Here is a 25078-nt window from a genome sequence, read left to right on the forward strand (position 1 = left end):
AGTATTGAGTTGTATTTGATATTGAGTGTTCAGGAAACTGCAAAATTATGAAAAAGTATTGCTGCTGGAGTTTAGAAAGCTAACAATAAAATTACTGCTGCTATTGTTTTGCGGGGTATAAATTATAAAGATTGGGAAAAGGGGTAAAGAAAAATTGTGATAAGACTTTATTTTAATGATTCATCAAGTATAACAGAGAGTGATTAAATTGATTAATTTAAATGTGGAGATTGTTAAAAGCTTTGTGGCTAGATCTTTTTAATAGTATTTTAGTCAAAATTTATATGGTAATAATGTTAGTTTATTGGGTAACAATAGTATTAATTTAAAGATAGACTGAAAATATATAAAAGGAAAGAATTTGATAAAGATCAAGGTGAAGCAATTAAAAAGAATAATCAAGGGGATGATAGTAGATAAAATTAAATTTAAATTTGCATCATTATTTTATATTATTAGTTTTATATTCAAATTGAGCTAATTATATATTATGAATAAAAATTAGACTTAGTTTAAGTTTTGTTAAAATCTTTGCAAATAGAGAGTTTTAAGCTAAATAGAAATGTATTGCTATTATACATGGAGATAATAGGGATATTTTAAGTGAATATTATTACAAGCCTTTTATTTTCTTGCTCTACTATCTTTTGTCATAGATTGCAAAATAACGCCATTATTTGACAATAATATAAAGTGTTTCTGATTATAAGAAATATTGTCTAAAAGTGGGTAAAAACCTAAATTAAGAGATAGAAAGCGATATCTTAAAAAATAAGAAATAAAATCAAATAAAATAACTTTTAAGATTTTTAATAAGCTTAAAAGTTATTTTATGTTAATATATATGTATGCATAGCTTATCTAAATCCATTATCTATAATACAAACCAATATGGTAAAATTTTTGTTCAATATTCTGTAGCAATTTTTCAGCTCCTTTTAAAGTTGAAAGACTCTCTGCAATAGCATTAGATGCATTTTCTAAATTGGTTATAGAATTTTCTGCCTTATCCCTTGCTCTTTTGGCAAAATCATCAGCTTGATTTATGTCTCTATAATTAGCAAATCCCCAAACTTGAGAATCCTTTTTACTATCGTCATTGGTATATCTTTTTTCAATTGCTAATGCTAATTCTTCTATAGATTCTTTTAAAAGTGCGTTTGCATTGTTCCAATTATTAATAGCATTTTGCAATTTATCTTTAATTTCATCCAATATATGATTTGCATTCCTAATTTTTTCATTTATAGATGAAATAGATCTAAATATTATGCCCGCCTTCTCCCTATTTTTTTCAGCTTTAACACCATCTAAAAATGATTTTTTTTTGCTATAAAATCTAGTCTGCATATCCCAGAGTAAATAGTATAATCTACTATATGTGTTTTCAACATCAACAATTCCTTTACCTATATTGGAACTATCAATTTTATCTTTTGCAGAACTTGCTTCCTTAAATGCTTTGTTTTCGTAATTTGTATGTAATAAGCTTTGTAATTTTTTTAACTCTCTATGTACAATCTTTTTATTATTTCTTTCTTGACTTTCAAGTAATGAAAAGCTTGATTCACTATCAGACTTACTTTTATGATTTTTATGATTTAAAACTTTTTCAAAGTTTTGCGCTATTCCATTTGATGTATAAGAAACTTTAACTTTATCCTTTAAAACTTCTTCTTTTTCTACTTTTATTTTAGAGTAAATATTATTTTCATCTAAGAACATGCTATCTTGATTATTTTTAGTAGTAGTATCATCTTTATTCTCCTTTAAATCTTTTTCTTTTTCCAATTTTATTGCAAAAGCTGCATCATTCCCATTTAAAAGTATACTGTCTTGATTTTTATTGGTTTTATATTTGCTTTCACTCTTCTTGTTCTTGAATAAATCAACAATTTCTATGCGTTTGTCTTTGATAGTTTCCCAACCACAGCCAATTATTAAAATTGATACCATCAAAGTATAAAAAATTTTATTAATCATATGTCTTTCCTTCTTTTTGCACATCAAATATATAACATAATACATCATAAATCTTGTTTTTAGATATATTTTTTTTATTTTATAATAAATAAATAAGTAATCTTGAACTTTGATATTTTTGCTTCTGTAATTCAGACCACTGTTTAAGTTATTATTTTAAATTTGGATTGTTTTTTAAATTTTTTAATTAATAAAAATTAATTTCTTATTCTTATGCTGTCGATACTACTGGTGATGGTAATAAAATTGGGAAAGCCAAGAATGCTGGTAATAATGATAACAATACTGCAAAGGATGGTGTCAATGTAATTGCTCATGGGATACGATTATTGGAGTTGCCCAAAAGGCTGGTGTTAAATGGTACCCTGAAGCCACTACTGCTAAGGCCAACGCCAACAATGATGCCATTATGATGCCAATGAGAACAGAAATGATGGGAAGTTGTTTTCGGTACACAGGGTGACCAAGATGGTGCTGATGATGATAAGATTGCTGCTACTGTTGCTGTTAGTGATGGGATTGGTAAAGCAAGACCAATACAAGGATCCGATTAGTGTTGACATCGGGACTGATTATGCTGTATCTAATGGATTTAATGATAATGCTATAAAGAAAGAAGGCTAATGATAAGATTGCTACTGCTATTGTTATGGGAAAGAGTAGCTAAGAGAAAAAATTTGCTTTAAATGGTTATGCTATGCATAAGGATTTGAAAAGTACGATCTTTAATACTGATGATAAAATCTTAGAAAAGTTGTCTGAACAGTGCAGAAAAATATAGCAACCGGTTTAAAAAAATTGCTGATACTATGCAAAGGGTTATAATCTTAGGATAATTTTAATAGATTTGCCTATAATATGCCAATTTACACCTTATTGTTAACATGCTAACCATAAGTGTAAAAATATCAAGTAAATTTTATAATTCTTGATTTAAAAAATCATAATTCGTAATATGTCTTTTAAAGCATTTTCGGCCTCCCTGTAATAAATTTCTTTCAAAGAAGGCTCTAAAAGATCATTTATAAAAACTTTTATACTATTTGAAAAATGAATTTTTCCTCTTATATATTTACCATATTTTTCATACAAAACATTCTCCACCTCTTTTAGGGTATTCCTATTTTTAATAAATTGATTTTCTATAATAGAAATATTGTATTTTTTATTTTTAATATTTTGAATATTTTTAACAGTTTCTGTTAAAATGGAAAAACTTTCTATTGACCATCTTTCTACTTGAACTGGAATTATAATATGGTCTGTAACATTTAAAGCATTCTTTAAAAGGAAATTTCTACTAGGAGGGGTATCTATTATAATATAATCAAAATCAAAATTTTTGATGCTTTTATTTAACCTAAATTCCAAAATAATTTCTTTATAATCTATATCATCGGTGTTAAATTTTTCTAAAATAGGGTGAGAAGGGATTATAGAAATATATTCATTAACTTTATTTTCACATTTATCAAAATAAGTATTTCCTCTTAAAAATTCATAAACATTATATTTTTTGATATTAAAAATATATTTGTTAAAATAAGAAGTTAAGGAATTTTGTGGATCTAAATCAATTAATAGTACTTTTTTGTCCAATTTTTTTAAGACATAAGAAAAAAGTATAGTAAGTGAGCTTTTTCCAACTCCTCCTTTTAAACTTGCCAGTGTAATTATAATTGGTTTTTTTTGATCCATTTATTTATAACCCCTTCATATTTTAATTTTTTATTATAAAATTCATACACTTTTTTTTCCATTTTTTTTAGGTGCGATAAATTGAATTGATAATATTCAGTATTTTCTTTGTTTTTTCTTAGAAGCGTTCTTAAAGATTGAACATATGATTTAATAGAACCATTTTTAAAAGCAAACTCTATATAATAAAGCTTTTTTATTGCATATGTTTTATTATTTTCTTTTTTAAGAAAAAAGGGTTTATCTAGTCTGTCATAACCGTATCTTATTTCTAGAAACTTGTCATTTTCTTTTAAAGGAAAAAGATTAAAAAAAAGAAAATCTTCGGTATTATTAAATTTTTGAAAAGTAAGTCTTAGTCTTTCTCCTCTATTTGTTATTCTAAAATCTACCAGGTGCTTAAATACTTTTGTATAGTATATTTTTCTAGTATCAACTTCTTCAATTTTATTAAATAAAGTTGTTTTTTCTATACTATTTTTTTTGTTTTTGAGTTTTTCAAATAAACTATTCAAATTTCAATTCCTTTTTTAGAATGTTTTCTAAAATACTATTAGCTATTATGCCAGCATGACCAGAAAAGCTAATTATTTTATTTGATTTCCATTTAGTAGTATAAGTATCTTTAAATTCTCCTGCAAGAATATAAAAATCGGTTTTATACGGAGCGGTTTTTCTCATAAAATGGATTTTGTTTTTATAAAGGTTTAATTTGCATAGGAAGAATTCCTTAATGTCCTTTGTTTCATAATCATATTTGAGATGATTTTTAAAATCTTTATAGTTTAGTAGGCTATTTTTCAGTGTTTTAATTGGTTCTTTTGTGTTAGAAGTTATTGATTTAATTTTTTTAAAGAAAGAATTTTCTATAGAATTCTTATTATATAAATTTATATATGATTTATTATATACAGTGATATTTTCAGTGATATTTTGAGGTTTAAAAGACTTTTTTTCTTCCTTTACTTTCTTAATTAAGTATTCTTTAGTGCTATTGAAATGTGCATCAATCAATTTATGTGCAATGGGCGATACTTTATATATACAGAGCTTTCCTTTAAATTCTCCAAAGTTATTTGAAAATGTTATTATTCTTTTTTCTAGTGCTTTTAGTTTAATTAAAAATCTTAGATCTGTTCTTAGAGTATTAATTGTAGTTTCTTTTTTATTTTCTTTATCTATGTTTGAGTTTAGTACGCGAAGTATATCTACTTGATGATGCACCCTAAGTCCTTTTAGTTTTTCATGGTTAAAATGAATTCTATGTATTGATACGTTATATTTTTTTTCAAACTCTTTATTTAAGTAAATAATAACTGAAATTATTTTTTTAAGTTTATAGTCTTTTGGAAGTAGTTTATTAGATTTAATAGCATTGATTTGGTAGTTGTAATTAGATATAATGGCTTTCATTTTTTTATCTCCTAGTTTAATGTGCATTTAATTATTATATTTACAGTTTATAATTCTTAACTATAAACTATAAATTAATAAATTTCAATCCCTAGTGAAAATTAAATCCAAGATCCTTATATAAGCTAAAGAGAAGCTTGGCTTTTTTAAAAAAATTATCCTTATTTTATATACTAACTGATAAGAAATATTTTAATTATTAAAATAATTAAAAATATATTTTATTGAGTGATTTTTTTGAATTAAGGGTTATAGAAATGGCTTTTTGTGTCGTTCGGAGCCGAACGATTTTATTTATTAATAATGCTTTTTTATCAAAAAATTAGAAACATTGACACAAAATAAAATTTGTGTCAATGTTTATTTGTAGATTAGTGGCATTAGATTTGTTTAATGTCTTTTTTATCCTATATGATTAGTCCAGATTTATTTTTTAGATGTGAATTAATATTTAAATACATAGGAATGTATGGTTTAAAACCAGGAGTACTAAATGGTAAAAAAAAATAAAAAACAAATGATTTTAAATGACAGGTTTGAAGATTTTATTGATAAAAGTCAAAATTTAAGTAATAATCAAGATGAAAATTTAATGATTTATAATGGCTTAAAAGATCAATTAAGGCTTAATTTAAAAGATGATATTGATAATAAAATTCAAAGAATGAAAATTTTATATGAAATTAAGCAAAAAGAACTTTATAAATACGATGGTTTTAAAAGTTTTGAACAATTTATAAAATCTTTTATAATTGCAAAAACCCAGGCTTATACATATTTAAAGGTTTATGAAAAAGTTTTGGAAGGTATTGTTTCTATTGATAAAATTAAGGAGGTGGGCTTTAATAGCGTGTATAATGCTATACAAAAACAAGGGTTGTCAGAAATAAATCAAGAAGATGTGAATAAAAACAACAAAAAAAATGTCCCAATTCGAATTTTGATAAAAGATTATGAATTATATGATTTTTGTAAAAAAGATATTAAAAGAGTCTATTTCATTTTAGAGGAGATTTTTAAGAATAAAAAAGATATTTTATCAGAGATTATAACCAAATATGATAATTCTAAAAAGAAAAAGAATAAATAACTTTTCAAATTTTTATTGACTTTAATGCTTGATTAATGGTAATCTATTACTTCTAATGGGCTTAATTTTATTTTGCCTAGTTTAATGTCGAAAAGATACCCGAAAGAGGGTTTTTTTCATTTTAAGGTCTAAATCTTGAGGGAGTTTAATATTAAAAGATTTTTTAGCCTTTAAATTATTTTTACATATATTAAATTGATCAATTTTCTATTGATATGTTTTTATAATTGGCTAAAAAGCAAAAAAATATTTGATTTGAAATTTTTATATAGCTTGACAATTTTTAATTTAGTCACATTCTATTAATATTTCCTTTTTGTTTTTTTGATAGTTTTTTGGGCATTTCTTGAGTTTATTTTCATTTTTTATTAAATATTTAGGATGATTATTTTTCTTGTCTTTAATACTTGAAATTAGTAAAGAGTTAAAGAATTTATAACAAAAACAAGTTAAGGTATTTCTGGATAAAAAAATGAAATAAAACGAATAACCCAAAATTTTGTTGAAGGTTTAGGATTAAAAAAGGATTAAAGAAGAAAATAGAATAATTAAAATCTAAAATAGATAAGTGATCTTTGAAAATACTTCTCTTGTAAAAAAGATATAATTAAATAACCCAAAAGATAAAAAAAGCTTTAAAATGAATTAAATGAACTTTAGTATAACTTGAAAAAAGAAAAAGGAGGATGAAAATCATAAATGAAGATAAGCCAAATATCATAATTTAAATGGTCTGAAATATAAATTTAATCTTCGGGTGAAGAATCTATTGAAAAATTTAAAAAAAACTGTTTAAACATCCTTTTGGACTAGATTTACATCCATATTAAATCATATTTGTATATTTTCTAAATTTGGAAATATAAAGGTAACATAGTGAATTTAATGATTAAAGTGTTGTTAATATTTAATTTATCTTGCAGCATTAACTTTTGCAAGCTATATTAAAAGCTTATAGATAAATCACAACAGGCTTTAGCTAATGCCAATAAATCTCTTATAGAAGACAACAAAATAAGTGGTCGTAAAGCTAAAATTATTAGTGATGGGGAAGTAAATAATCAAAAACAAAATAATGAAAATAGAAGTAACAAAAAAGAAAATAAAAAATAAGTAAAAGAAGGTAAAAAAAATAATAATTCAAGAATACAAGCATATGGTATTGTAAACACAAATTATCTGGATGTTAATAAAATAGCTAGCAACAAACACGATAATGACTAACTTCAACATGTTAATAATAACTTTAGGGAAGCTAAGGAAATTACAAATGAAGTTGTAATTTATCTAGAAGAAGCTTAGAAAATAATTTTAATTTTAGAAACAATAAAATCAATCTTTAATAATATAAAAAATACAGTTGACAATGCTAGTTCTTATTTAAATACTGCTAGATCTAAATCTGAAACTAATAATTCTAGCTCAGAACTATTGCGTAAATTACATCAAGCTCTTAATAAAGTTAATATTAGTCATGCTTTTACTAATTTTAATTATTCAGATGCAATTAATGTTTCAAAAAATGCTAAGACGGGTTTGAAAATTTACAAAGCAAAGCAGAAAAGGCTTTAGAAGAGCTCTTAAATGCTAGTCCTTATTTAGGATACAATCAACTTTACTATTTCTGGATAAAAGAAGCTCAAGAAGCAATAAGTGGAGCTAGGGGTTTGTTTAAGGCGGCTAAGAATAAACAATAATATCTTAAGAACAATATAAAACAGGCAAATGCAGAGTTTCTTTTTTTGAAGAAACATATGAAACCTTGAAAAAAGTAGAATCTTAGTAGTAAATTGCAAAGATAAAAGTTTGCTTTATAGAAAAAATATATTTATTATATAAAGATTATATAAGAATGCCTAATAATTTCTGTTTTTGTAGTAAGTATAAAAACAATCCTATTACTGATGGAATAAATATTCCTAATATCAAGTAAAATAGATATATTAAGTTTTTAATATGCGTGTTATTCTCATTCTTTATTTCCTTAAACGATCAATTTACTATAAGCTCTTTATTTAATTTATCTACCTTTTCATCTAACTTTACAATATCATTCTTAAACTTACTTTTTACTTTTTCTATTCTTTCATCTAGTTTGCCTATTCCGATCTTAAACTCATATCTAGCTTCAATCATTTGTTTTTCGAGCATACTCATTTTAGTATCTAGATTTTTATATATATGATTTGAATCACAAAGTAGCACGCAATCAACTACATCTTCTGGAAAATCTTTATCAAAAAATATCTTTTTTACATACTCATATTAGGGCTTAGATTCATATGCAATATTACTTATATAACCATTCTTTATTGCAATTTAATTACTTTTGTTATCTGCATTAACATTCTTATATCTACTATTAATGGTAACACACATTTTAGCTAGTAATATAAAAGAAGTATATAATAATTTTAAAAATTTTTCTTTCTATTTCTGTACTATATTTTTTACTAAATATAAATTAAAACTTAAAATAATATCTTAAAGGTTACTTATGTTATTTTTAAGACTTTGTTTTACAGGAGATACTTATGAAGAAATGTAACAAATTTATTTTAACCAGCATAGTTCTCTTATCATTCTGCCTCAGCTGCAAATTATTTAAAGATTTAGACAATAAGTCTTCTAATCTAGAAAAACTTGCTTCTAGCAGTCAAAATAATAGAATTCAAGACAAAATCGGTCTTGTTGCTCTAGATGATTTAGATAAAGATAGTTTATTACAAAACCAATTTGAAAGTCAGCAAGAGATTGCTTTAAAAAATGAACTTAGGGAAAGATTATCCAAAATTGGACACGACGCTTTAACGGATATTTCAAAAATTGATGATAAAATTGCTTCTTTGGAAGCTTTACAAAAACAATTAGAAAAAGATTTATCTAATCAACCACAGATAAATAAGGGTGAAAATGTTGCTGCTAAAGCACAAACGCATAACCAAGAAGAACAAAAAGTACATAAAGATGGCAATAAAGCACATGCTGCAGTTGCAGACTTAAAAAAAGATGCTTTTATTAAAGAAACTATTGAATCTATAAAGGAAAAGATTGAAGAAGAAAAAAAAAGAAAAGCTATTCTAGAAGAGAAGCAACAACAGAAACAGCAAGAGCTTGATCAGATTAAAGCACAAACTCTAAAATATGAGGAAGAGAAAAGAAAGAGAAAAGAAAAGAAAGCAAGACTTCAAAAATTCATGCAAGTTACTTCAGACTTAACTGAACTAGCTAATATGGCTCAGGATAAGACTTATCATATTATTGAAAAGTTGGAAGATCTTAAAAAAGGTGTTCCTGATAAGGAAAGTAAGGATAAAGATGCTATAGATAAAAAAGATTATAAAGAAGAACTAAACAAATCTCTTAAAGATGTTATTTATGAGATTACAAAACTCAGTAGTCTTATAGAAGCAAAAGAGAAGATTGATGAGCGTAAGAAATTGGGCTTTCAATCTGAAGAGGAATTTGATACTAAGTTTAAAAACTTAAAGAAAATCAAAGGCATTCTAAAGACTTTATGTGGCAAAGCTAAAGGTCACCTTGGTGGCATTCTCTCTGATGTTACTATTGACGGGATCACAAAAGATAAGGTAGGTCAAGCATCTCTTATTATTAAGCTAATACAAAAAACATTAATTTATATTAATGACGGCAGTAAGGATAGCCTTGATAGCATACTTGGAAAGTTAGAAAAAGATGTGCATCAGATAAAATAAGAGAAATACAACAAAGGCATAAGAAAAGCGCCCCTCTGAAGGCGCTTTTTATTTATTTATTTTAAATTCTTTTTAGCCCATCTAATGAAATTGCATATGAACTACTTTTTCCTACAAATGTAATGTAGGTAGCATTATCAATAGTTTCTATTTTTTTGCTTATAGGAGTATTTACTATTTTCTCTTGATAGTCATAGTAGTTAACAACATTAAATGATTTACCCTTAGTAATTGCTTATAAAAAATTATTAACTTCTGATTCTTCTACATCAAAAAATTCTGCTCTGTGTCCTTTGGCATTTAACCCTGTTTCAGAACCTTTCTATTTTTTATTTTTCTATCTTATATCTCATTATTATTTTGCTAATCTAAGTAACAAGAATATAGTAGTAAATTTACAAGAATATTAATAATATTTTTTTCATTATTACACTCCTTAAAATTATGAAGTAACTTACAAGTAAGTTACTTCATAATTTATTATTTGCTTCTTAGCACATAAATTATCAATAGCGTTAATCATCTTTTTTGCTTCTTCGCTTGCCTATTGAAAGTAAATTCGGTATTTTTATAATATTTGCATATAATATTATAACCAAAAGCTATGTTTTATATAATATTCAATATAATTTTCTTTATCTATGATAGAAAAGTTCTTCAACAAAACATTAATACCTTGTGTTTTAGTTTTGTCTATATCCTTTGTAGCAAGGAAATTTGTTAACTTATTATCTAGTTCTGCAATCTTATCTTCACACTCTTGTAATTCTAATAGTAGAGCTCTATTCTATTCTCTGGCATTATTAATTTCTTTTTACAAATCATTCTTCATCGTAACAAATGTAAAGTCTTGTTCTAGATGTCTATTTTTAGCTTTATCTATTCTTAAATTGTTATTTCTTATCTTATCCATTATGTTTTCTTTATATGAATTTAGGGTTTAGATTTAAACTTAGAGTTTATAAAAGAGTTAAGTTTTAAATGCTTTTTAAGTTTTTAGCTATTCTTTTCATTCTTTATAAGCATTTTCATCTATATTTTATATATAATAAAAGTAATATTTAGTAATATTTATATGAATAAATAAAAGAGGGTATTAATGATTATAAGGAATAATATGTGCATTTTACTGCTAGTAACAATATTTTTTGTGTCCTGCAAGTTTTTTGGAAATGCTGGCACAAGTAAAGAAGGTGAATCTTTGCTTGATGCTGCTAGCAAAACTAGTAATTTGGGTTTAGATACTTCTTATCAAGAGGAAAATGCAAGTGATGTTACAGGCGGATCTAGAGAAAACAAGAGTATCCTTACCATGATTGCTGATGCCCCTTCCCCTGCTGCTAGTGATGCTATTAGTAGAGATAATCAAGAAAATAAAGATAAGTTAACCGAAGATGACAATAAGAAGCTTATGGATTTTTTTAGGACAACTGCAACATATCAATCTATTCTAGATTCCATTTACAACAAATATACAAGATCTTATAATACTATTGCTACTTATGGCAGTTGTGATGAATATCGCATTGGATGTTTTAGCGAAGGGCCTTCTGTAGAACGTAGAAAAGCCCTTGCTATGCTAAAAAATAATAAACTAGAAGAAGAGTATGATAAGCTTAGCAATATGCTAAAGAGTTCTGTGTTTAGTTATAGGGACAACAATACTTTAGATAATGCAATAAAGGAGTATAGGAAAGCTATAAGCAAGGCCAGTGAGACTGAGCACAAAATAAAGATAGTAAAAGATTATAAAGCAGTGCAAGAGGCTAAAAATGAAGAAAAAAAAGAAAACGTAGATAGCTTAAAAACAGTTGCAGATGTTCTTCCTGTTATTAAAAAGACTATTGAAACAGCTTGCCTATTCTATGCTGATGCTTTTGCTGTTGTAACATCTAGCTTATCTTGTAACGAATTTAGGCAGGCTATTAACGAATTTAATGCTGCTGCCAAGGAGTATGCTAATGGAGATAAAGGAGATAATGCTGTTGATGTTATTGTAGGGCCTATTGCTAGTATGGCTTATAGTGGATCTGAAGATGGGTTTGATAATGCAAAGAAGTTTGCTAATAATAAAACAGGCGAAGAAGTAAAAAAGATGATTAAAGCTATTGATAAGCTACGCGATGTTTATAAAAGGGTTAAACCTTAAATACCTTTTAAGTTTTTAGCTATTCTTCTCATTCTTTATAAACTCTTTCCTTCTATATTTGCTATATTATTAAAAATAATATTTGGATAATGAATAACTAAAGAAAAGAGGATATTAATAATTATAAGGAATAATATGTGCATTTTACTGCTAGTAACAATATTTTTTGTGTTCTGCAAGTTTTTTGGAAATGCTGGCGAAAGTAAAGAAAGCTAATATTTGTTCGATACTATTAGCAAAACTAATAATTCAGGCCTAGATATTTTTGATTAAGATAAAAATGCAAGTAATGCTACAGACAAATCTAGAGAAAACAAGAGTACCTCTGCTATGATTGCTGATTGCCCCACTAGTGATGCTACTAGTAGATATAATCAAGAAAATAAAGATAAATTAACTGAAGAAAATAAAAATAAGCTTATGGGTTTTTTAGCATATCTACAACATATCAATCTAGTCTAGATTCTATTTACAATTTACAGAAATATGTGAGCTCTTATAATACCATTGCTACTTATTGCAGTTGTGATTAATATCGCATTGTGTGTTTTAGTGAGGGGCCTTCTAAAGCACGTAACCAAGCTTTTACTAAACTAGAAAAAATAATCTAGAAGAAGAGCATGCTAAGCTTAGCAATATGTTAAAGAGTGCTGTGCCTAGTTATAATGACAGTGCTCTGGAGAATGCAATTAAGCAGTACAAGGAAACTATAAAGCAGACCATGAATGCTATTATGTAACCTTTCTCTTGCAGTATAAAAATTAATTCCACATATAACTTTTATTGTTTTATTTTAATTTTAAAAAAATTTAAATTTAATGCAATGGGCGTAGAATTTAATTCAAGAGTGCAAAAATATGTGCTTAAAGCATAAATTGGATATATTGTTGGACAACGGTAGCAAAGTAAGCAATATTTAAGCTATTTCTTTTAGAAAGAAGTTTTACTATTTGATACATTTATAAGTTCATATTCATTTTTTGTCTTGTTATTCAGTACTAAAAAAGTTTTTTACCTCAGGTATCCTATCATTTATTATTATTATTTTTTATTTTTTGTCATTTTAACAATCTTTTCTTCTTATAAAAAGTTAAGTTGCTTAACTTTTTATATACCAGCATGATTTCAATCGAATCAACTTTTTCTATTTTAGTTTTGGATTCAAAAAATATAAATAAATTTAGTATTATTGCTTATGAGGCTATGCTTTAGCTTTTTTATCTAATTTGGAATATCTTCAATTTCTACATAAGGATTTGGAGAAGTATCAATTATTATACAAACGTAGTCTTAAAAATAATTATATAAGGCATTATTAAGCATGAATTCTTTAAATCGATTTCCTTCTTCTATAAATTTAGCAAGCTCTAAATAACTCAAAATAAAATCTAAATTTTTTGACACATTAATAACGATATATTTAAAAATTTTTTTCATTAAAGAATAAAAATTATAAGTATTAATTAATTCCATTTTAAGATTATCTTGAATTATAAAATGACTTGTAATTACATTTTTGATCCCCAAAATCAATAAGTAATACTTTATTCTCTTACTAAGAATAATTGAAAACATTTTTGAAGAAGTGTTTTTGCTTACTTTTTCTTTAATTGAAGCAGTTGTTATAGTATCTAGGATTGAGGCTTGAGAATAATTAATGGGCGTTTTTTTAATATTGCTTTTGCGTTACTTTAGAATTTCCTTTTTCTCAGATAACTTTAGTTAAAACGTATCACTGGAGCTACTTTTTGATGTAACATAATTAACAGAATCTAAAAGAAGAAATTTCAACGTCTTGCTTGATTGCTTTACTTTTCCAAATTGAAAGAATTTATAATTTATCAGTTGAGGAGAGGGTATTAGATTCAAAATTGATTGGTAATAGAACTGGATTTTTAATACAATTTTTAAGAGACTTAAGTTTAATTCTCTAAATCTATTGTAAGTCTATGTATTTTAATTTTTTTGGCTTTTTACCGGCAATGTGTGTTTTTAAAACAAACTGTGTTTTTTAGTTTATGATTTGTATTTCTTACAAAATAACTCTTTAGAATATTGAAAGAAATTTGTAAATTTGTATCAATATTTTTCTATTTATATAATTTATCCTATTTTAGTTTGTTGAAATATTTACTATGTTTTTAGCAAATCTAAGATTATAAATTTTTCTTTAGCTAAGATATTTTTGACTTCTAAAATTGAAATTTCTTTGTTGATTATTTTTATAATTTCTATGTTTTTTTGAAATCTTTTTGGAAAGAATTTTTCATTTCTTAGATTTTGTTTATAATCTTGTCTTTATGGTTAGTAATAGTTAGTATCAAGTGTTTTTAAGATCTTGATTTTGAATTGAACGGAGGGGAAAATCTTTTGAATATGCAATATATTTTTGATTTCTGATTTAAATATTATTAGTGCTGCTCTAATGTACTGTTCATGTTAATTTTATTTTTGGTTATGGTCATTTAATCTTTTTTTTTGTTAAAAAATATTTTATTCTTTTTTCTAATAAAGTATTTGCTTTTCATATAACGGATTACTTGTTTATCAGGCAAGAGAAGAAATTAGTAATAGTAAGTTTTACTTTTATATAGTAATAGCTGTTTTCATTATTACCATTTCATCTATTATCTTTTCTTATCTGTTTAGTGTATTTATTCAAAAGATGAATATAAAGGAATAAGTTTGAGAAAGCTATATTAAGCGTGTGTGTCTGGATGTTTTTGTTATTTCTCGCATTTGTGGCCCAAATACCTAGTACATGGTATAGTTTTGAAAGTCTTTTTAGGCAAAGCTATTATTCACGCATAAAGAGGCCGCATGGATATTATTGAAAATCAAATAGTAGAGAAAAAAGCTTTAATTAAAGATAGAAAATATAATTTGTCATAACTAAGATATCTACTAAGGCTTGTTGCCTTAGCAGATGTCTGCTTTAAGAGACCCTAAAATATCTTTAAAAAGACAATAAATCTTTCGTATTCTTTGTTTTAAAAATATAAGTTACAAGCTATGTGATATTAGACAACAAGGTGCTAAAATTATATTTAGCAAACAATATATTTAACTTTTCATCACGGCTTTTATTAATTAACTTAGTTAAGCTTGAAATAGGAGCCGCATTTAAAATGTATCTTCTATTTTTCAGATAAACCAAATTTGAATCTACTAGTAAAGCAATTTTTTGTCTTACAAAATATTTTGTTTTACCTGTTTCTATAGATATTACCCCTACAGATTTAATTGTAGTTTTTCCTCCTTTAAGCAATGTGAAATAAAATTAAGTTCATCAAATAATTTTTTTCCTATATTAATATTAGAAACACTATCACCTTTTTGTGTAAATATTTTTTTGCTACAATCAAACACTTCCTTAACCGGACTTAATTTTGATTTAATATCAAATCTTATTTTATTTACTGCTTCTCTAGATAATTTTGGGTCTAGTTTAATTTCTTTAAAATACTTTTTTCTAGCCTTATATATGCTTATTAGCAATATTCCTATTGTTGAATCCAGTATGCTAAATAATATATATTATGTATCTGAAATTTTAGGAGGGTGTATGGATAATAAAAGTTTCTATATTTTAGTAGTTTCAATTTTAATGGTTGGCTGTGATTTGGGAGGCTATTAAAAATAAAATTACATAAAATTCTTAGCTATTAAAGAAAGATAAGGATAAGACTAAAAATCAAGACAGGATAGAATTAGATGAAAGTAATTTTGTATCTAAAAACAATATATCTGCATTTACTGCAGATATAGATATTACTAGTTTAGAACGTCCAAGAGTGTATTTAATTAATTACTTACGATAAGTAAATTAACCTGTAGTCTCAAATTATGAAGTCGTAATTTCTCAAGCAAAAGGAGAGATAGATTTAATAAATAAAAATAATATTAATGTTGCTGAAATAAACTCAAAGCCAGAAAAACCGGCCCAAAATTTAAGAGATTCTTTAAATAATGCCACTACTAGTGGTGCAAAATTTTTACCGATTGAAAATCGAAAATAGCCTATTGACTATTGAAAGGATTTTGCCTGATAAGTTGGAAGATTTGAAAAGTTTTATAAATGCACCTTATGAAAAGGAAGCTTTTGAAGAAGCTAAAATTATACAAAGTCTTATTAGCGATTTCAACATAGGTAAAGAAATTGTTAAGCTTAAATAAAAATATTATAATCTTTATAATTGTTTGGGGATATGCAATAAAAATTTTATAATCAAAAGGATTCGTTTATAGAGGATATTAAATCTAAAGAAAATAGAGAAAAAATAGAGTTATAATTAAATCTTTTTCATTCATAGAGAAAAAAATTAAGAATTTGAATCATAAGTTAAGTGAAATCCGAAGCAATTTTCAAATTGCAAATAATATCTGGGATAATGCAAATTCTCTTTTAAAAGAATCTGTAGAAAAATTAATTTGGGCAATTGAAAAAGGCATGATAATGGGAGTAAAAATTAAGGTTGAATTGGTGAGCTTGCTAGTTGGTGGAACAAGTGGCAAGGTGATGCTTTTGCTAAGGATGTAAAATATAATGCAGAACATTCTTTGAATGATTTAGAAAATTTGGCCGGCTATCTACTTTAAATATAGTTATTCAGATAAGAAAGAAGCTAAAATATAATAAGCATATAATTTATAAACCAAAAGCCCTTTATGAAAAAAAGAAATATTTATGTAAAAATAGAGTAATATTGGAATACAATATCATTGTACCACATTTATGTAGTAATCAAGATTATGAGTTAGGTGTTAAGCTTATTATAGCATAGAACTTTTGTCTTTAAAATTACGCTAACTAAGATTCTGTATTATTTAAAGCTCTATATGTTTCTCTTAACTTATCAAACTCTTTATTTGCCTGATCCATATTGTTCTTAAGACATTTTTGCTTATTCTTTGCAGTCTCTAAGCTACTTTTGGCCCTTCTCATTGCATCTTTAGCATCAGCCATAAATTGGTAGTAGAGAGCATAGTAGTAGTGCTCATATCTTGCAGTATTACTATTATTTGAGGCTGCTTCTAAAGCATATTTTGCCTTTATTTTTGCATTTTCAGAATCATCTTTAGATATTGCTAAAGCTCCAATTGCATCTTTATGACAAACGTTAAGAGACGTGTGACTACTCTTAACCTTATCAATAGCTAGGCGCAGGCTAGGCAATAAGGTTTTGTTAGTTTTATTAGATCTTGTAGTTCTAGCTTCCTCTAGATAAGATCTAGCTGTAGTAACTAAGCTTTTTATCTCATCAAGTATTTGTTTTATAGTTTCTAATTCTTCACTTACTCTATTGTACTCTTTTGTATAAGATTCAATTGCCCTTATCATTTCCCTAGCTTCTCTAGCTTCACCAGAGTCATTATTAACTTGTTGGGTATCATTTTGAGTGTTAGGCCACATGTCTGCAACTAAGTGCTTTTTGTCTGTGCCTTGGTTAATGTAAGCATTATCCAAGCTTCTATACTTACTATCATTTCTACTGTTATCACCGCTACTTTCTACATTATTAAAAGACTCACTATTGCTTTTTAGCTTATATATAACTTGCTGTGATTTGCCGGTAAGCTTCTCATATAATTTACAAGCGATAATACTGTAAATTAAAGCAGTTAAAATAAATAATTTAGCAATTAAATTCACCTTATTACTTCTCCTTAGAATCTGATGTTCTTTATTAAGAAATATATTGCATTTATAATTTATAAAACAATTAATGATTAAGCAAAGCCATAGAAAGAGAAAATAAAGAGTTCTTTAGAAAAGAGAATATTATAAATAAAGAAGCCAGACTGCTTTATGGAGTCTGGCTTCTTTATTATTTTACTTTTACTTGTCTAGATTCCACGCTTTTCAATTTTTATATATACTATTTAACTCTTCAAAGTCTTTAATTGCTTGAGTCATTTTGGCATTAAGATTTTCTTGATATTTTCTAGCATCCTTTAGTAGACTGTTAGCACTCTCCATTGCTTTATTAGCATCGATTATCCAGGAATAGTAAAGATAATTATAATAACTTAAAGAAGATCTGTTTTTTATAGCTTCTTCTAAAGCCTCAGATGCCTTTTTTTTTGCATGCTCAAAACCATCCTTAGCATTTTTTGAAGCAGCAATAGCATCATTGCAATAAGAGTTAGCAGAAGCATGACTACTATTGACCTTATCAATAGTTTGGTGCAAGATAGGTAGTAATAAAGCTTGTTTAGATTTATTAGTATCAGATCTATTTCTTCTAGTAGTATTAAAATAAGAGTTAGCGCTATTAGTCACAGTTTTCATATTATCAAGGATTGATTTTATTTTTTCTAAACCCGCAGCTATTTTTTCAGCTTCTTTTAAAGAAGTTGAAGCTTTGTGAATAATGTTCCTAGCTTCCTTAGCTTCCCTGGATTCACTATTAATTTGTTGAAGTTGTCTATGATTATCAGGCTTATTGTTGTCTACTTCACTAACAGTGGAATAATTTGTGCTTAAATTATTATTTACCTGTGGTGTCCCTAAATTATTAATTCTTACGTTTTCTTTTGCGTTACTTTCATTATTTTGTTCTTGATCATTCCTGTTTTGATTACCTTCTTTTCTCCCATTTTCTTCCGCATCATCTAAACCTCTAGGTGTGCGACCACCTCTATTGTTGTTTTTTATAGAATCTAGAGAACTATTATTTAGTTCAGAAGTAGAATTTATATTTTTACTATCAGCTATATCTTTATCATTGATAAAAGGATTATTATTAGCTAAAGTTTGTTGCGATTTATCTGTAAGCTTTTCATATAACTTACAAGAGATAAAACTGCAAAATAAACTGGATATTAATAATACTTTAATCATTAAATTCATTATATTACCTCTATCTGAAATAAAATATTATATCATTATATTACATTTATATTAGTAATCAAGATTATGGACCCCGGATATTAAGCTTATAGCATAGAAGAAGAACTTAGATATAAATTGTTGCCTATTATTTATATTTCAATTGGAAAGGATATGAATTTGTAAATAAATAAATTTATTTTGATTTTTAATAGTATTTTAAGAGTTATTTATACTCTTTACCAGATATTGGAATATTTTATGGATATTTATTCCTGAAATAATAGGGTTATTTGCATATTTACAACAAAGCTAGACTATTATAAAGACAAATACTTCATTTCTTATGAAACTTTTATAAAGGAAGCTTTGATCTTTAAAAATTATGCTATTTAGGATTTTGTATTATTTAAAGCTTTACATGTTTCTCTTAACTTATCAAACTTTTTATTTGCTTGTTTCATATTGTCATTAAGTTCTTCTTGTTTATTCTTAGCAGTTTCTAAGCTACCTTTATTCTCATCGCATCTTGAGCATCAGCCATCTATGAATAGTAAAGATGTATCCTGAATAGGGTATATCTTTTATAGCTTCTTCTAAAGCTCCTTCTGCTTTTATTTTTGGATTCTCAAAGTCATCGTGCATTTTTATCAATAATTGTTTTAATTATATTCGAAATATTCGATTAATTGCAATACCCAATAAATATTTTATTATTTTTGGCTAATCATAGTTTTAAGTCAAAAATTATAGAAATAGTGGTTAAAATAAAATAAAAAGACTGTCGGAAAAGCCAAAAACCTTTTTCAAAGGTGTTTATAGTTAATGCAGTAAATTCTAAAATTTGAAAAAGGGTGTAAAAGGCTATTACAGGATGAATAAGAATCTATATTTATAATTTTTGATTTTATAAATAGTAGTTCACAATGTCTCATACTGGGTTACCGGCTTCGCTTATTTTAAAGACTACAAAAAAACATTTTATACATGTAAACCCGTTGCTTAGTATATTTTTGTTTAAAAATTCAAATATTTTTATTGACAAACATTTTAAGCAAAGCTTGTTTGTTAAAATTGTTTAAAATCTTACTGTCAAAAGAGAGTTTTTCTACAATGGAATTTGAAAATCATCATCAACTTTTCTTCTGAATATCGTATCTGTAAAAACATAGGCAGCAAGTGTTTTTAGGTCTTTTTTTCTTTGCAGCTTGTGTACTCTAAATCTATAAATGAATGTTTGTTACATATGTGATCATCAAGATCAACAATGTTGATCAAAAACTTATTGTTATCTGTTAATCAATGCTAACCATCATTACGGTGAATGAATGAATGAATGAATGAAGCCAATCTTGCTAATTCGTTCACCTTGAAAATTAAAATTGCTGTTATCTCAATATTATGTCTATTTTTTGAAAGACTGAATGTAAGGTGGGTAGTGGTCCTAATAAAGTGATATAAGTTTTTCTCATAAAGATGGATAAATATGAAAATATATTTAGTTTTTGGGCATTACATTTGCTTTATGAGATTTTGAAAGAAATGTTCCGATATTTGATTTTGATTTATGTTAATATATATATAGCAGGTGAGTGAATTATGGAATTAGTTTGGGCAACGACAAGTATTACTGAAGATCAAATATTACATAGAGTTTCTATGACTAGGAATGGAACAATAGCTCAAGATTTTTCAAAAAGATATTATCACAATGAGTTTACATATAGAGATTTGGAAAATTTAGGAAAACAATTCGGTATAAGGTTTGAGAACCTTGTTTCTGAGATTTCTTTTATAGAAAAGAATTTACAAAAAGATATATTTAATTTGGTATAATCTCTTAAAAAAGAAGTGCAAATTAATAGTCAATTTTTATTGTGAAAACTCAAAGTGAGCAACAGAATAATAATTATTATTACTATAATAGTAGTTCTCATTGCTATATCTAGGCATAACAAATATTGTTATGCTGTTAATTGCCAAATTTTTTAAATAGAAATTACAAAGAATTTTTTACTTATATTCGCTTAAGAAAAAAATAGATAGAATTTGCTAATTTATATATAACATTATTATGCTTATAGTTATTATAATTTATTATTATTTTGTTTATTTGGCCATCCTGAATCCCATTAAATGTTCCTTTGATTTTAGCATCCTAACAAGTTTATCAGCATCAAGAACTTCCCCATTAAAGTTATAGTTATAATTATTTACAATTGTATTGCTTACACTTTTTTGTAATCTAACAATTTCTACAATAATTTTAGCTTCTAGTTTGATTAGATTTTCGTCTATTGGAGCAGGAGTTATTCTTATCAATTCAAAAATAGTAAATATTTTATTATTCCTAAATAAATAGTGATGTAGTAATTAATATTACTACATATTGGGGGAATAATTATTATTGGATTCTTGTTTTTAAGGGCCAAGTAGCTAGAGGTTTATTAGATATAGAAGGTGTGTGTTTATAGTAATTTTATTAAACGCTATTGAAACTAATGAATTAAAGAAATTTTCAGAAATTAGAATACTGTCAATAAAAGTACTAGAAATATTTAACCTATTCAATCCTTTGAAAGTATTCTTGATGATGTGATGGTTCACTTTTCTTTTTCAAAAAAGATACCACTATCAACACCTCTAGCATCAGTTAGTATCAATCGAATTATTATCGGTGTCACAGGTAAAGCTACAGCTCAAGGGGATGATGAGCATACCAGTAGCTCTGACGTTGATGTTTGCTTCTGATGATCCTGCTACTGCTAGTGGTGTAAGTGGTAGTCTAGACAAGCAAGAAACCAAAGGTAAGTTAACTGAAGATGATAAAGATAAACTTAATGTTTTTTAGCACAGCTTTAGAATATTAATTTAGGCTATATTCTATTTATAACAAGTATTCAAGCTTTTATAATACTATTGATACCTATGGTAGCTTTAGATACATATCGGAATGGGTTTTAGTTCATGGCCTTCTAAAAACGTGGGCAAGCTCTTATTGATTTAAAGAACAGAAATCTAGAAGAAGATTATACTAAACTTCTTAGTAAGATGTTAAAGGATGATGTGTCTGATTATAAGTTTTAAATTATGTGAATCTTTGCAAGATTCCTTTTCAAGGAAAAAATTTTTAATTAAATTTGAAATAATAAATGTAAGTTTGTTGTTGCTGTTTATATAATAATTTAGATTATTTTTTGAATGGTTGTAAATATTTAAAGGTTTTATATAACTAATTTTTTTTGTATAAATTTAGTATGCAAGGCTTGTTAATCAGTAAAATATTATGTGAAGTAAAGTGTTTATATTTGATTTCATTTAGAGTTAATTTGAACTTAACTTAAAGAGTAAACCGCTTTAATTTGTTTAGTAATCTAAAAAATCGGATATATTTTTTGCTATACATTTAATTTTGTATGCAAGAATGAATGATAATATATTTTTATTCAAATTTTTAATACATGTTGAAACTTCATTGGAGTAAGCTAGAGAAGATTTTCTAATTTTTAAAACCGATACTCAATTGATAGGAGATTAAATTATTTTTAAAGTTATAGTGGGTTTTTATATTTATATTTTTTAGGGTAATTTAAATAAAGGTAAAACTCACAATGATTTTTTGATAAATAGATTTTTTCTTATTTGGAATATACTTATTTGATGATATCAATGGGGGGGGCTCTTTCAGTAGAGATAAGGTAATAACTTATAGATCAAAAATAAGGTTTCCAGTAATACTTATCTAAATAAGTAAAATTGCTTTCATCATCTCTTTAACTTAACCACTTGCTAACTTCCCGCTTAACACTTGTAACTGTATCACCCGTCTATATTACTCTTAGTACTCTTTGCTCCATCATTAACAGTATCAGCAAGCTTTCCACTCTTGGTCAATCCCCTAAAAACAATAGCTGTCGCCGAAATTTTACCATCCTTCTTCATATTAAATCAGTGAACGCTACTTACAGCCTTTTTAACTTTTCCAATAGTTGCATCTTAAGCCTTTCGAATGTATCAACAGTAACTCGATTACTGTAACTAGATAAATAATTTACTATCTTTAGTAAATTGTTGAAAAAGATTCTTTATCTAACAAATTGTTTTCGTCTAAATCAGTATAGAATCTATATTCTATACCATTTGTTAATATACCAAATTCAATTTCACCATTTCTTACAGTTTAAATATTGAATTACTTAGATAATATAGACTGGTTATTTGTTTACATATAGCTATATTAGACATGTCGATTTTGTAAAATGTATTTCTCAAATAACTAAAAAAATGAATGTTTCACAAAACTACTGTTTGTGAAAATGTTTTGATTAATATTTAAAAGTTAATTTTAGATGATATCTATAATTTGAAACTAAATGGGAAGGTCAAAATTTTTTTAAAATTTCTAAAAAACGAGTCTACTTATTTCCCATTACATTAAAAAATGTTATTGTTCATACAAGGCATATAGTGTTTAATTTTATCTAAATTTATAATCTTGATTGAGGTCTCGTTGTACTACTAAAAACAATAGTTATAATATACTAGGATTTTTTGCAATGCCTTTATCTATGTCAAATTCCTTAATTTTATTATATACCCCTATTATAATATCCCTTGTATATCAACTCTGTTGAAGATAGCTAATAATGTTGTTTTGTTGCAATTTTTAAAAAAGCTGCTCAAGAAATTTAAAAAGCTGTTTCTTTCTATTGCGGGTGAGGCAAAATATTTAATAGAGAAGTAAATAATATGAAATAAGGCCCTAGATAATAAGAAATTGGAATTAACAAGAGAAGAGTTTTTAAAGTAGTGCAAGTTTAAAGAAACTTTAATGGCTTTTGAAAGGGCCTTAGATAATAGTTTAATAAGAATATCAAAAGATAGTTTTCAACATTGCTTGTTGATGGTTTAATACATTAAATAAGCATAAATTGGTGTTTTTGTAAGGTAAAGGCTATTTCTGATGTTGTTAAGGTAGTTCAAGGCGCAAGAGATCTTGCAAAAGTAATTACCATTCCTTTAAATGGGTTAAAGCTTTTACCTTTAGTGTTAATATGTTTTTCTTTTTCTTTTCTGCATTCATTTCCATATTGAAGAAAATTAACAGCATTTTCTATATATGCATTCAGTAGTAAGTTCTATGGCTCGACTTGCTAAATCTTGTATGTTACGTTTGTTAAAAGTACTGCCGAACAACCAGTATGAATTTTCGCATTGACTATTTTTTTATGAATGGAGTTTACTAGTTTATCTTTGGCATTCTCTAGTATATCTTTATCAGATTCCCAAGTATTATTTGCATTATCTATAAAAGAACGCATTTCTTTTAATTTTGCCCATAGTATGGCTTTATTATGCTGTATTCTTCTATTCAGAAGAGATATGTGCTTAATTTAGAGAATAATAAATCTGACATTATTTTATGATATTCTTTAATATCAAAAAGTGCATTGTTTAAATTATTTTCAGAATTAGCTTACTTAACAATCCGATCAGCACTTTTAATTTTTGCAAGAGATGCTTTCTCATAATCTTTTTCTGCAAACCTTTCTAAATTGGATTTAATTTTTTCTTCTGAAGGAATAACGGAAGTTTTACGTTTAGTAAGATCATTTTTTAATTTATTTTGCTCTAGATCCATGATGGATAATAGGTGATTTATTTTCTTCTATTTTTACATTAATTTGATGATCAAGAGAGTCATCATGAATTGCTAGACTTGGATTTTGCAGAGTTTTTTTCTTATTTGTACTGGAATTATCTGACATGTATTGATGAGAATCTACTTGTAATAGTAGAGCTAAAGTTTTTTGCTTGATGTTGCAATGTTGATTTTAGATACAAAATTATTTTTACCCAATTTTATCCTATCTTGATTTTTAGTCTTATTCTTGCCTTTTCTTAATTAATAACCCAGAAATTCCTATACTTTTATCTCTAATAGCCCCCCAATTACAGTTAACCATTAAAATTAAAGTTACTAAAAATATAGAAAATTTTACTGCTCATACGCCTCTCCTACAATTTCAGATATATATAACGCTATTATATGCAAGTATTATAAAAATCCCAAATTTACTTTCAGATAAAAAGAAGTTTTAAAAATTTAAAAAAGCTACTGTAAATAGTAATAAAAAAATATTATAAGGTAGAAAACGCAAAAAAAAGTTAAAGTTTTCTTTTTTAATGTTAAAATT

General features: G+C 26.0%; 24 protein-coding genes and 2 pseudogenes. 9 read left to right on the plus strand and 17 right to left on the minus strand.

The features are described from left to right. Positions 1 to 870: 870 nt before the first annotated feature. On the minus strand, positions 871 to 1983 hold the full coding sequence (locus LRB30_RS04425; RefSeq protein ID WP_231019788.1) for a hypothetical protein: 1113 nt from the start codon (positions 1981 to 1983) through the stop codon (positions 871 to 873). A gap of 468 nt (positions 1984 to 2451) precedes the next feature. Between LRB30_RS04425 and LRB30_RS04430 the strand changes: the two genes are divergently transcribed. After that, on the plus strand, positions 2452 to 2607 hold the full coding sequence (locus tag LRB30_RS04430) for a hypothetical protein (RefSeq protein ID WP_231019790.1): 156 nt from the start codon (positions 2452 to 2454) through the stop codon (positions 2605 to 2607). Positions 2608 to 2916: 309 nt separating this feature from the next. Here LRB30_RS04430 and LRB30_RS04435 read toward each other — a convergent pair whose 3' ends face one another. Genes LRB30_RS04435 through LRB30_RS04445 form a run of 3 tightly spaced genes read right to left on the minus strand, consistent with a single transcriptional unit; the run spans position 2917 to position 5094 of the window. Next, a complete protein-coding gene (locus tag LRB30_RS04435; RefSeq protein ID WP_231019792.1) occupies positions 2917 to 3681 on the minus strand; it encodes a ParA family protein in 765 nt (254 codons plus the stop codon). Next, on the minus strand, positions 3657 to 4196 hold the full coding sequence (locus LRB30_RS04440) for a DUF226 domain-containing protein (protein WP_231019794.1): 540 nt from the start codon (positions 4194 to 4196) through the stop codon (positions 3657 to 3659). Before LRB30_RS04440 ends, LRB30_RS04435 begins: the two co-directional genes overlap by 25 nt. Beyond that, complete coding sequence (locus tag LRB30_RS04445) at positions 4189 to 5094, minus strand: plasmid maintenance protein (protein ID WP_231019796.1); 906 nt, start codon at positions 5092 to 5094, stop codon at positions 4189 to 4191. Before LRB30_RS04445 ends, LRB30_RS04440 begins: the two co-directional genes overlap by 8 nt. Before the next feature lie 493 nt (positions 5095 to 5587). On the opposite strand from LRB30_RS04445, the gene LRB30_RS04450 reads away from it, so the two are divergent. Continuing rightward, complete coding sequence (locus LRB30_RS04450) at positions 5588 to 6184, plus strand: chromosome replication/partitioning protein (RefSeq protein ID WP_231019798.1); 597 nt, start codon at positions 5588 to 5590, stop codon at positions 6182 to 6184. Between the two features lie 1992 nt (positions 6185 to 8176). Here LRB30_RS04450 and LRB30_RS04455 read toward each other — a convergent pair. Both LRB30_RS04455 and LRB30_RS05870 read right to left on the minus strand, forming a co-directional pair. Next, entirely contained in the window at positions 8177 to 8335 is a 159-nt protein-coding gene (locus LRB30_RS04455; RefSeq protein ID WP_231019800.1) for a hypothetical protein, read from the minus strand. A gap of 15 nt (positions 8336 to 8350) precedes the next feature. Next, positions 8351 to 8437 (minus strand): annotated as a pseudogene (locus LRB30_RS05870) (Bdr family repetitive protein); the annotation flags it as partial. Positions 8438 to 8718: 281 nt separating this feature from the next. Here LRB30_RS05870 and LRB30_RS04465 point away from each other — a divergent pair. Beyond that, positions 8719 to 9900 carry a hypothetical protein gene (locus tag LRB30_RS04465; RefSeq protein WP_231019802.1) on the plus strand — a complete coding sequence of 394 codons (1182 nt, stop codon included), beginning with the start codon at positions 8719 to 8721 and terminating at the stop codon, positions 9898 to 9900. Positions 9901 to 9961: 61 nt separating this feature from the next. Here the strand turns inward: LRB30_RS04465 and LRB30_RS05950 are convergent. Then, positions 9962 to 10207, minus strand: a pseudogene (locus tag LRB30_RS05950) (Erp family outer-surface lipoprotein); the annotation flags it as partial. Between the two features lie 792 nt (positions 10208 to 10999). On the opposite strand from LRB30_RS05950, the gene LRB30_RS04475 reads away from it, so the two are divergent. Together LRB30_RS04475 and LRB30_RS05875 are read left to right on the plus strand one after the other, a co-directional pair. Further along, the gene (locus LRB30_RS04475; protein ID WP_231019804.1) at positions 11000 to 12049 is read left to right on the plus strand and encodes a hypothetical protein; all 1050 of its coding nucleotides are present in this window, start codon (positions 11000 to 11002) and stop codon (positions 12047 to 12049) included. Positions 12050 to 12379: 330 nt separating this feature from the next. Then, positions 12380 to 12511 (plus strand): hypothetical protein, encoded by a 132-nt coding sequence (locus tag LRB30_RS05875; protein WP_273700315.1) that lies wholly within the window; start codon positions 12380 to 12382, stop codon positions 12509 to 12511. 828 nt (positions 12512 to 13339) lie between these two features. On the opposite strand, the gene LRB30_RS04480 is transcribed toward LRB30_RS05875, so the two are convergent. Next, complete coding sequence (locus tag LRB30_RS04480) at positions 13340 to 13522, minus strand: hypothetical protein (RefSeq protein WP_231019806.1); 183 nt, start codon at positions 13520 to 13522, stop codon at positions 13340 to 13342. A 1758-nt stretch (positions 13523 to 15280) separates the two neighbouring features. Beyond that, complete coding sequence (locus tag LRB30_RS04485) at positions 15281 to 15547, minus strand: hypothetical protein (protein ID WP_231019808.1); 267 nt, start codon at positions 15545 to 15547, stop codon at positions 15281 to 15283. 471 nt (positions 15548 to 16018) lie between these two features. Here LRB30_RS04485 and LRB30_RS04490 point away from each other — a divergent pair, with 471 nt between their 5' ends. Then, on the plus strand, positions 16019 to 16225 hold the full coding sequence (locus tag LRB30_RS04490) for a hypothetical protein (RefSeq protein WP_231019810.1): 207 nt from the start codon (positions 16019 to 16021) through the stop codon (positions 16223 to 16225). Positions 16226 to 16379: 154 nt separating this feature from the next. After that, on the plus strand, positions 16380 to 16589 hold the full coding sequence (locus LRB30_RS04495) for a hypothetical protein (RefSeq protein ID WP_231019811.1): 210 nt from the start codon (positions 16380 to 16382) through the stop codon (positions 16587 to 16589). A gap of 270 nt (positions 16590 to 16859) precedes the next feature. Here the strand turns inward: LRB30_RS04495 and LRB30_RS04500 are convergent, their stop codons facing one another. The 3 genes from LRB30_RS04500 to LRB30_RS05880 form a co-directional block, all read right to left on the minus strand. After that, positions 16860 to 17702 (minus strand): hypothetical protein, encoded by an 843-nt coding sequence (locus LRB30_RS04500; protein WP_231019813.1) that lies wholly within the window; start codon positions 17700 to 17702, stop codon positions 16860 to 16862. A gap of 210 nt (positions 17703 to 17912) precedes the next feature. After that, complete coding sequence (locus tag LRB30_RS04505) at positions 17913 to 18902, minus strand: immunogenic protein P37 (RefSeq protein WP_231019815.1); 990 nt, start codon at positions 18900 to 18902, stop codon at positions 17913 to 17915. A gap of 498 nt (positions 18903 to 19400) precedes the next feature. Continuing rightward, a complete protein-coding gene (locus LRB30_RS05880; protein WP_273700316.1) occupies positions 19401 to 19526 on the minus strand; it encodes a hypothetical protein in 126 nt (41 codons plus the stop codon). A gap of 954 nt (positions 19527 to 20480) precedes the next feature. On the opposite strand from LRB30_RS05880, the gene bdr reads away from it, so the two are divergent. Then, entirely contained in the window at positions 20481 to 20717 is a 237-nt protein-coding gene (gene bdr / locus LRB30_RS04510; RefSeq protein ID WP_231019818.1) for a Bdr family repetitive protein, read from the plus strand. 273 nt (positions 20718 to 20990) lie between these two features. On the opposite strand, the gene LRB30_RS04515 is transcribed toward bdr, so the two are convergent. After that, positions 20991 to 21203 (minus strand): hypothetical protein, encoded by a 213-nt coding sequence (locus tag LRB30_RS04515; protein ID WP_231019819.1) that lies wholly within the window; start codon positions 21201 to 21203, stop codon positions 20991 to 20993. Between the two features lie 388 nt (positions 21204 to 21591). Here LRB30_RS04515 and LRB30_RS04520 point away from each other — a divergent pair, with 388 nt between their 5' ends. After that, entirely contained in the window at positions 21592 to 21732 is a 141-nt protein-coding gene (locus LRB30_RS04520; RefSeq protein WP_231019821.1) for a hypothetical protein, read from the plus strand. A 968-nt stretch (positions 21733 to 22700) separates the two neighbouring features. On the opposite strand, the gene LRB30_RS05885 is transcribed toward LRB30_RS04520, so the two are convergent. The 4 genes from LRB30_RS05885 to LRB30_RS04535 all read right to left on the minus strand — a co-directional run bounded on the left by LRB30_RS05885 (position 22701) and on the right by LRB30_RS04535 (position 24649). Next, positions 22701 to 22823: a hypothetical protein gene (locus LRB30_RS05885; protein ID WP_273700317.1), complete on the minus strand. Its 123-nt coding sequence runs from the start codon at positions 22821 to 22823 to the stop codon at positions 22701 to 22703. Between the two features lie 1211 nt (positions 22824 to 24034). Further along, positions 24035 to 24202: a hypothetical protein gene (locus LRB30_RS04525; RefSeq protein ID WP_231019824.1), complete on the minus strand. Its 168-nt coding sequence runs from the start codon at positions 24200 to 24202 to the stop codon at positions 24035 to 24037. A 155-nt stretch (positions 24203 to 24357) separates the two neighbouring features. After that, positions 24358 to 24522, minus strand: a complete 165-nt coding sequence (locus LRB30_RS04530; RefSeq protein WP_231019826.1) for a hypothetical protein — start codon at positions 24520 to 24522, stop codon at positions 24358 to 24360. Continuing rightward, positions 24503 to 24649 (minus strand): hypothetical protein, encoded by a 147-nt coding sequence (locus tag LRB30_RS04535; RefSeq protein WP_231019827.1) that lies wholly within the window; start codon positions 24647 to 24649, stop codon positions 24503 to 24505. The genes LRB30_RS04530 and LRB30_RS04535 overlap by 20 nt, the downstream gene beginning before the upstream one ends. Positions 24650 to 25078 lie beyond the last annotated feature (429 nt).

The organism is Borreliella americana (genome assembly GCF_021043605.1).
GTDB lineage: Bacteria > Spirochaetota > Spirochaetia > Borreliales > Borreliaceae > Borreliella > Borreliella americana.

What these genes read in the sequence shown, in the direction of transcription:
- LRB30_RS04425 (WP_231019788.1), bottom strand. Translation starts at nt 1,983, where the DNA reads ATGATTAATAAAATTTTTTATACTTTGATGGTATCAATTTTAATAATT.
- LRB30_RS04430 (WP_231019790.1), top strand. Translation starts at nt 2,452, where the DNA reads ATGGTGCTGATGATGATAAGATTGCTGCTACTGTTGCTGTTAGTGATG.
- LRB30_RS04435 (WP_231019792.1), bottom strand. Translation starts at nt 3,681, where the DNA reads ATGGATCAAAAAAAACCAATTATAATTACACTGGCAAGTTTAAAAGGA.
- LRB30_RS04445 (WP_231019796.1), bottom strand. Translation starts at nt 5,094, where the DNA reads ATGAAAGCCATTATATCTAATTACAACTACCAAATCAATGCTATTAAA.
- LRB30_RS04450 (WP_231019798.1), top strand. Translation starts at nt 5,588, where the DNA reads ATGGTAAAAAAAAATAAAAAACAAATGATTTTAAATGACAGGTTTGAA.
- LRB30_RS04455 (WP_231019800.1), bottom strand. Translation starts at nt 8,335, where the DNA reads ATGCTCGAAAAACAAATGATTGAAGCTAGATATGAGTTTAAGATCGGA.
- LRB30_RS04465 (WP_231019802.1), top strand. Translation starts at nt 8,719, where the DNA reads ATGAAGAAATGTAACAAATTTATTTTAACCAGCATAGTTCTCTTATCA.
- LRB30_RS04475 (WP_231019804.1), top strand. Translation starts at nt 11,000, where the DNA reads ATGATTATAAGGAATAATATGTGCATTTTACTGCTAGTAACAATATTT.
- LRB30_RS05875 (WP_273700315.1), top strand. Translation starts at nt 12,380, where the DNA reads ATGATTGCTGATTGCCCCACTAGTGATGCTACTAGTAGATATAATCAA.
- LRB30_RS04480 (WP_231019806.1), bottom strand. Translation starts at nt 13,522, where the DNA reads ATGGAATTAATTAATACTTATAATTTTTATTCTTTAATGAAAAAAATT.
- LRB30_RS04490 (WP_231019810.1), top strand. Translation starts at nt 16,019, where the DNA reads ATGCCACTACTAGTGGTGCAAAATTTTTACCGATTGAAAATCGAAAAT.
- LRB30_RS04505 (WP_231019815.1), bottom strand. Translation starts at nt 18,902, where the DNA reads ATGAATTTAATGATTAAAGTATTATTAATATCCAGTTTATTTTGCAGT.
- LRB30_RS05880 (WP_273700316.1), bottom strand. Translation starts at nt 19,526, where the DNA reads ATGCACGATGACTTTGAGAATCCAAAAATAAAAGCAGAAGGAGCTTTA.
- bdr (WP_231019818.1), top strand. Translation starts at nt 20,481, where the DNA reads ATGGAATTAGTTTGGGCAACGACAAGTATTACTGAAGATCAAATATTA.
- LRB30_RS04520 (WP_231019821.1), top strand. Translation starts at nt 21,592, where the DNA reads ATGAGCATACCAGTAGCTCTGACGTTGATGTTTGCTTCTGATGATCCT.
- LRB30_RS05885 (WP_273700317.1), bottom strand. Translation starts at nt 22,823, where the DNA reads ATGAAGAAGGATGGTAAAATTTCGGCGACAGCTATTGTTTTTAGGGGA.
- LRB30_RS04525 (WP_231019824.1), bottom strand. Translation starts at nt 24,202, where the DNA reads ATGCGTTCTTTTATAGATAATGCAAATAATACTTGGGAATCTGATAAA.
- LRB30_RS04530 (WP_231019826.1), bottom strand. Translation starts at nt 24,522, where the DNA reads ATGGATCTAGAGCAAAATAAATTAAAAAATGATCTTACTAAACGTAAA.
- LRB30_RS04535 (WP_231019827.1), bottom strand. Translation starts at nt 24,649, where the DNA reads ATGTCAGATAATTCCAGTACAAATAAGAAAAAAACTCTGCAAAATCCA.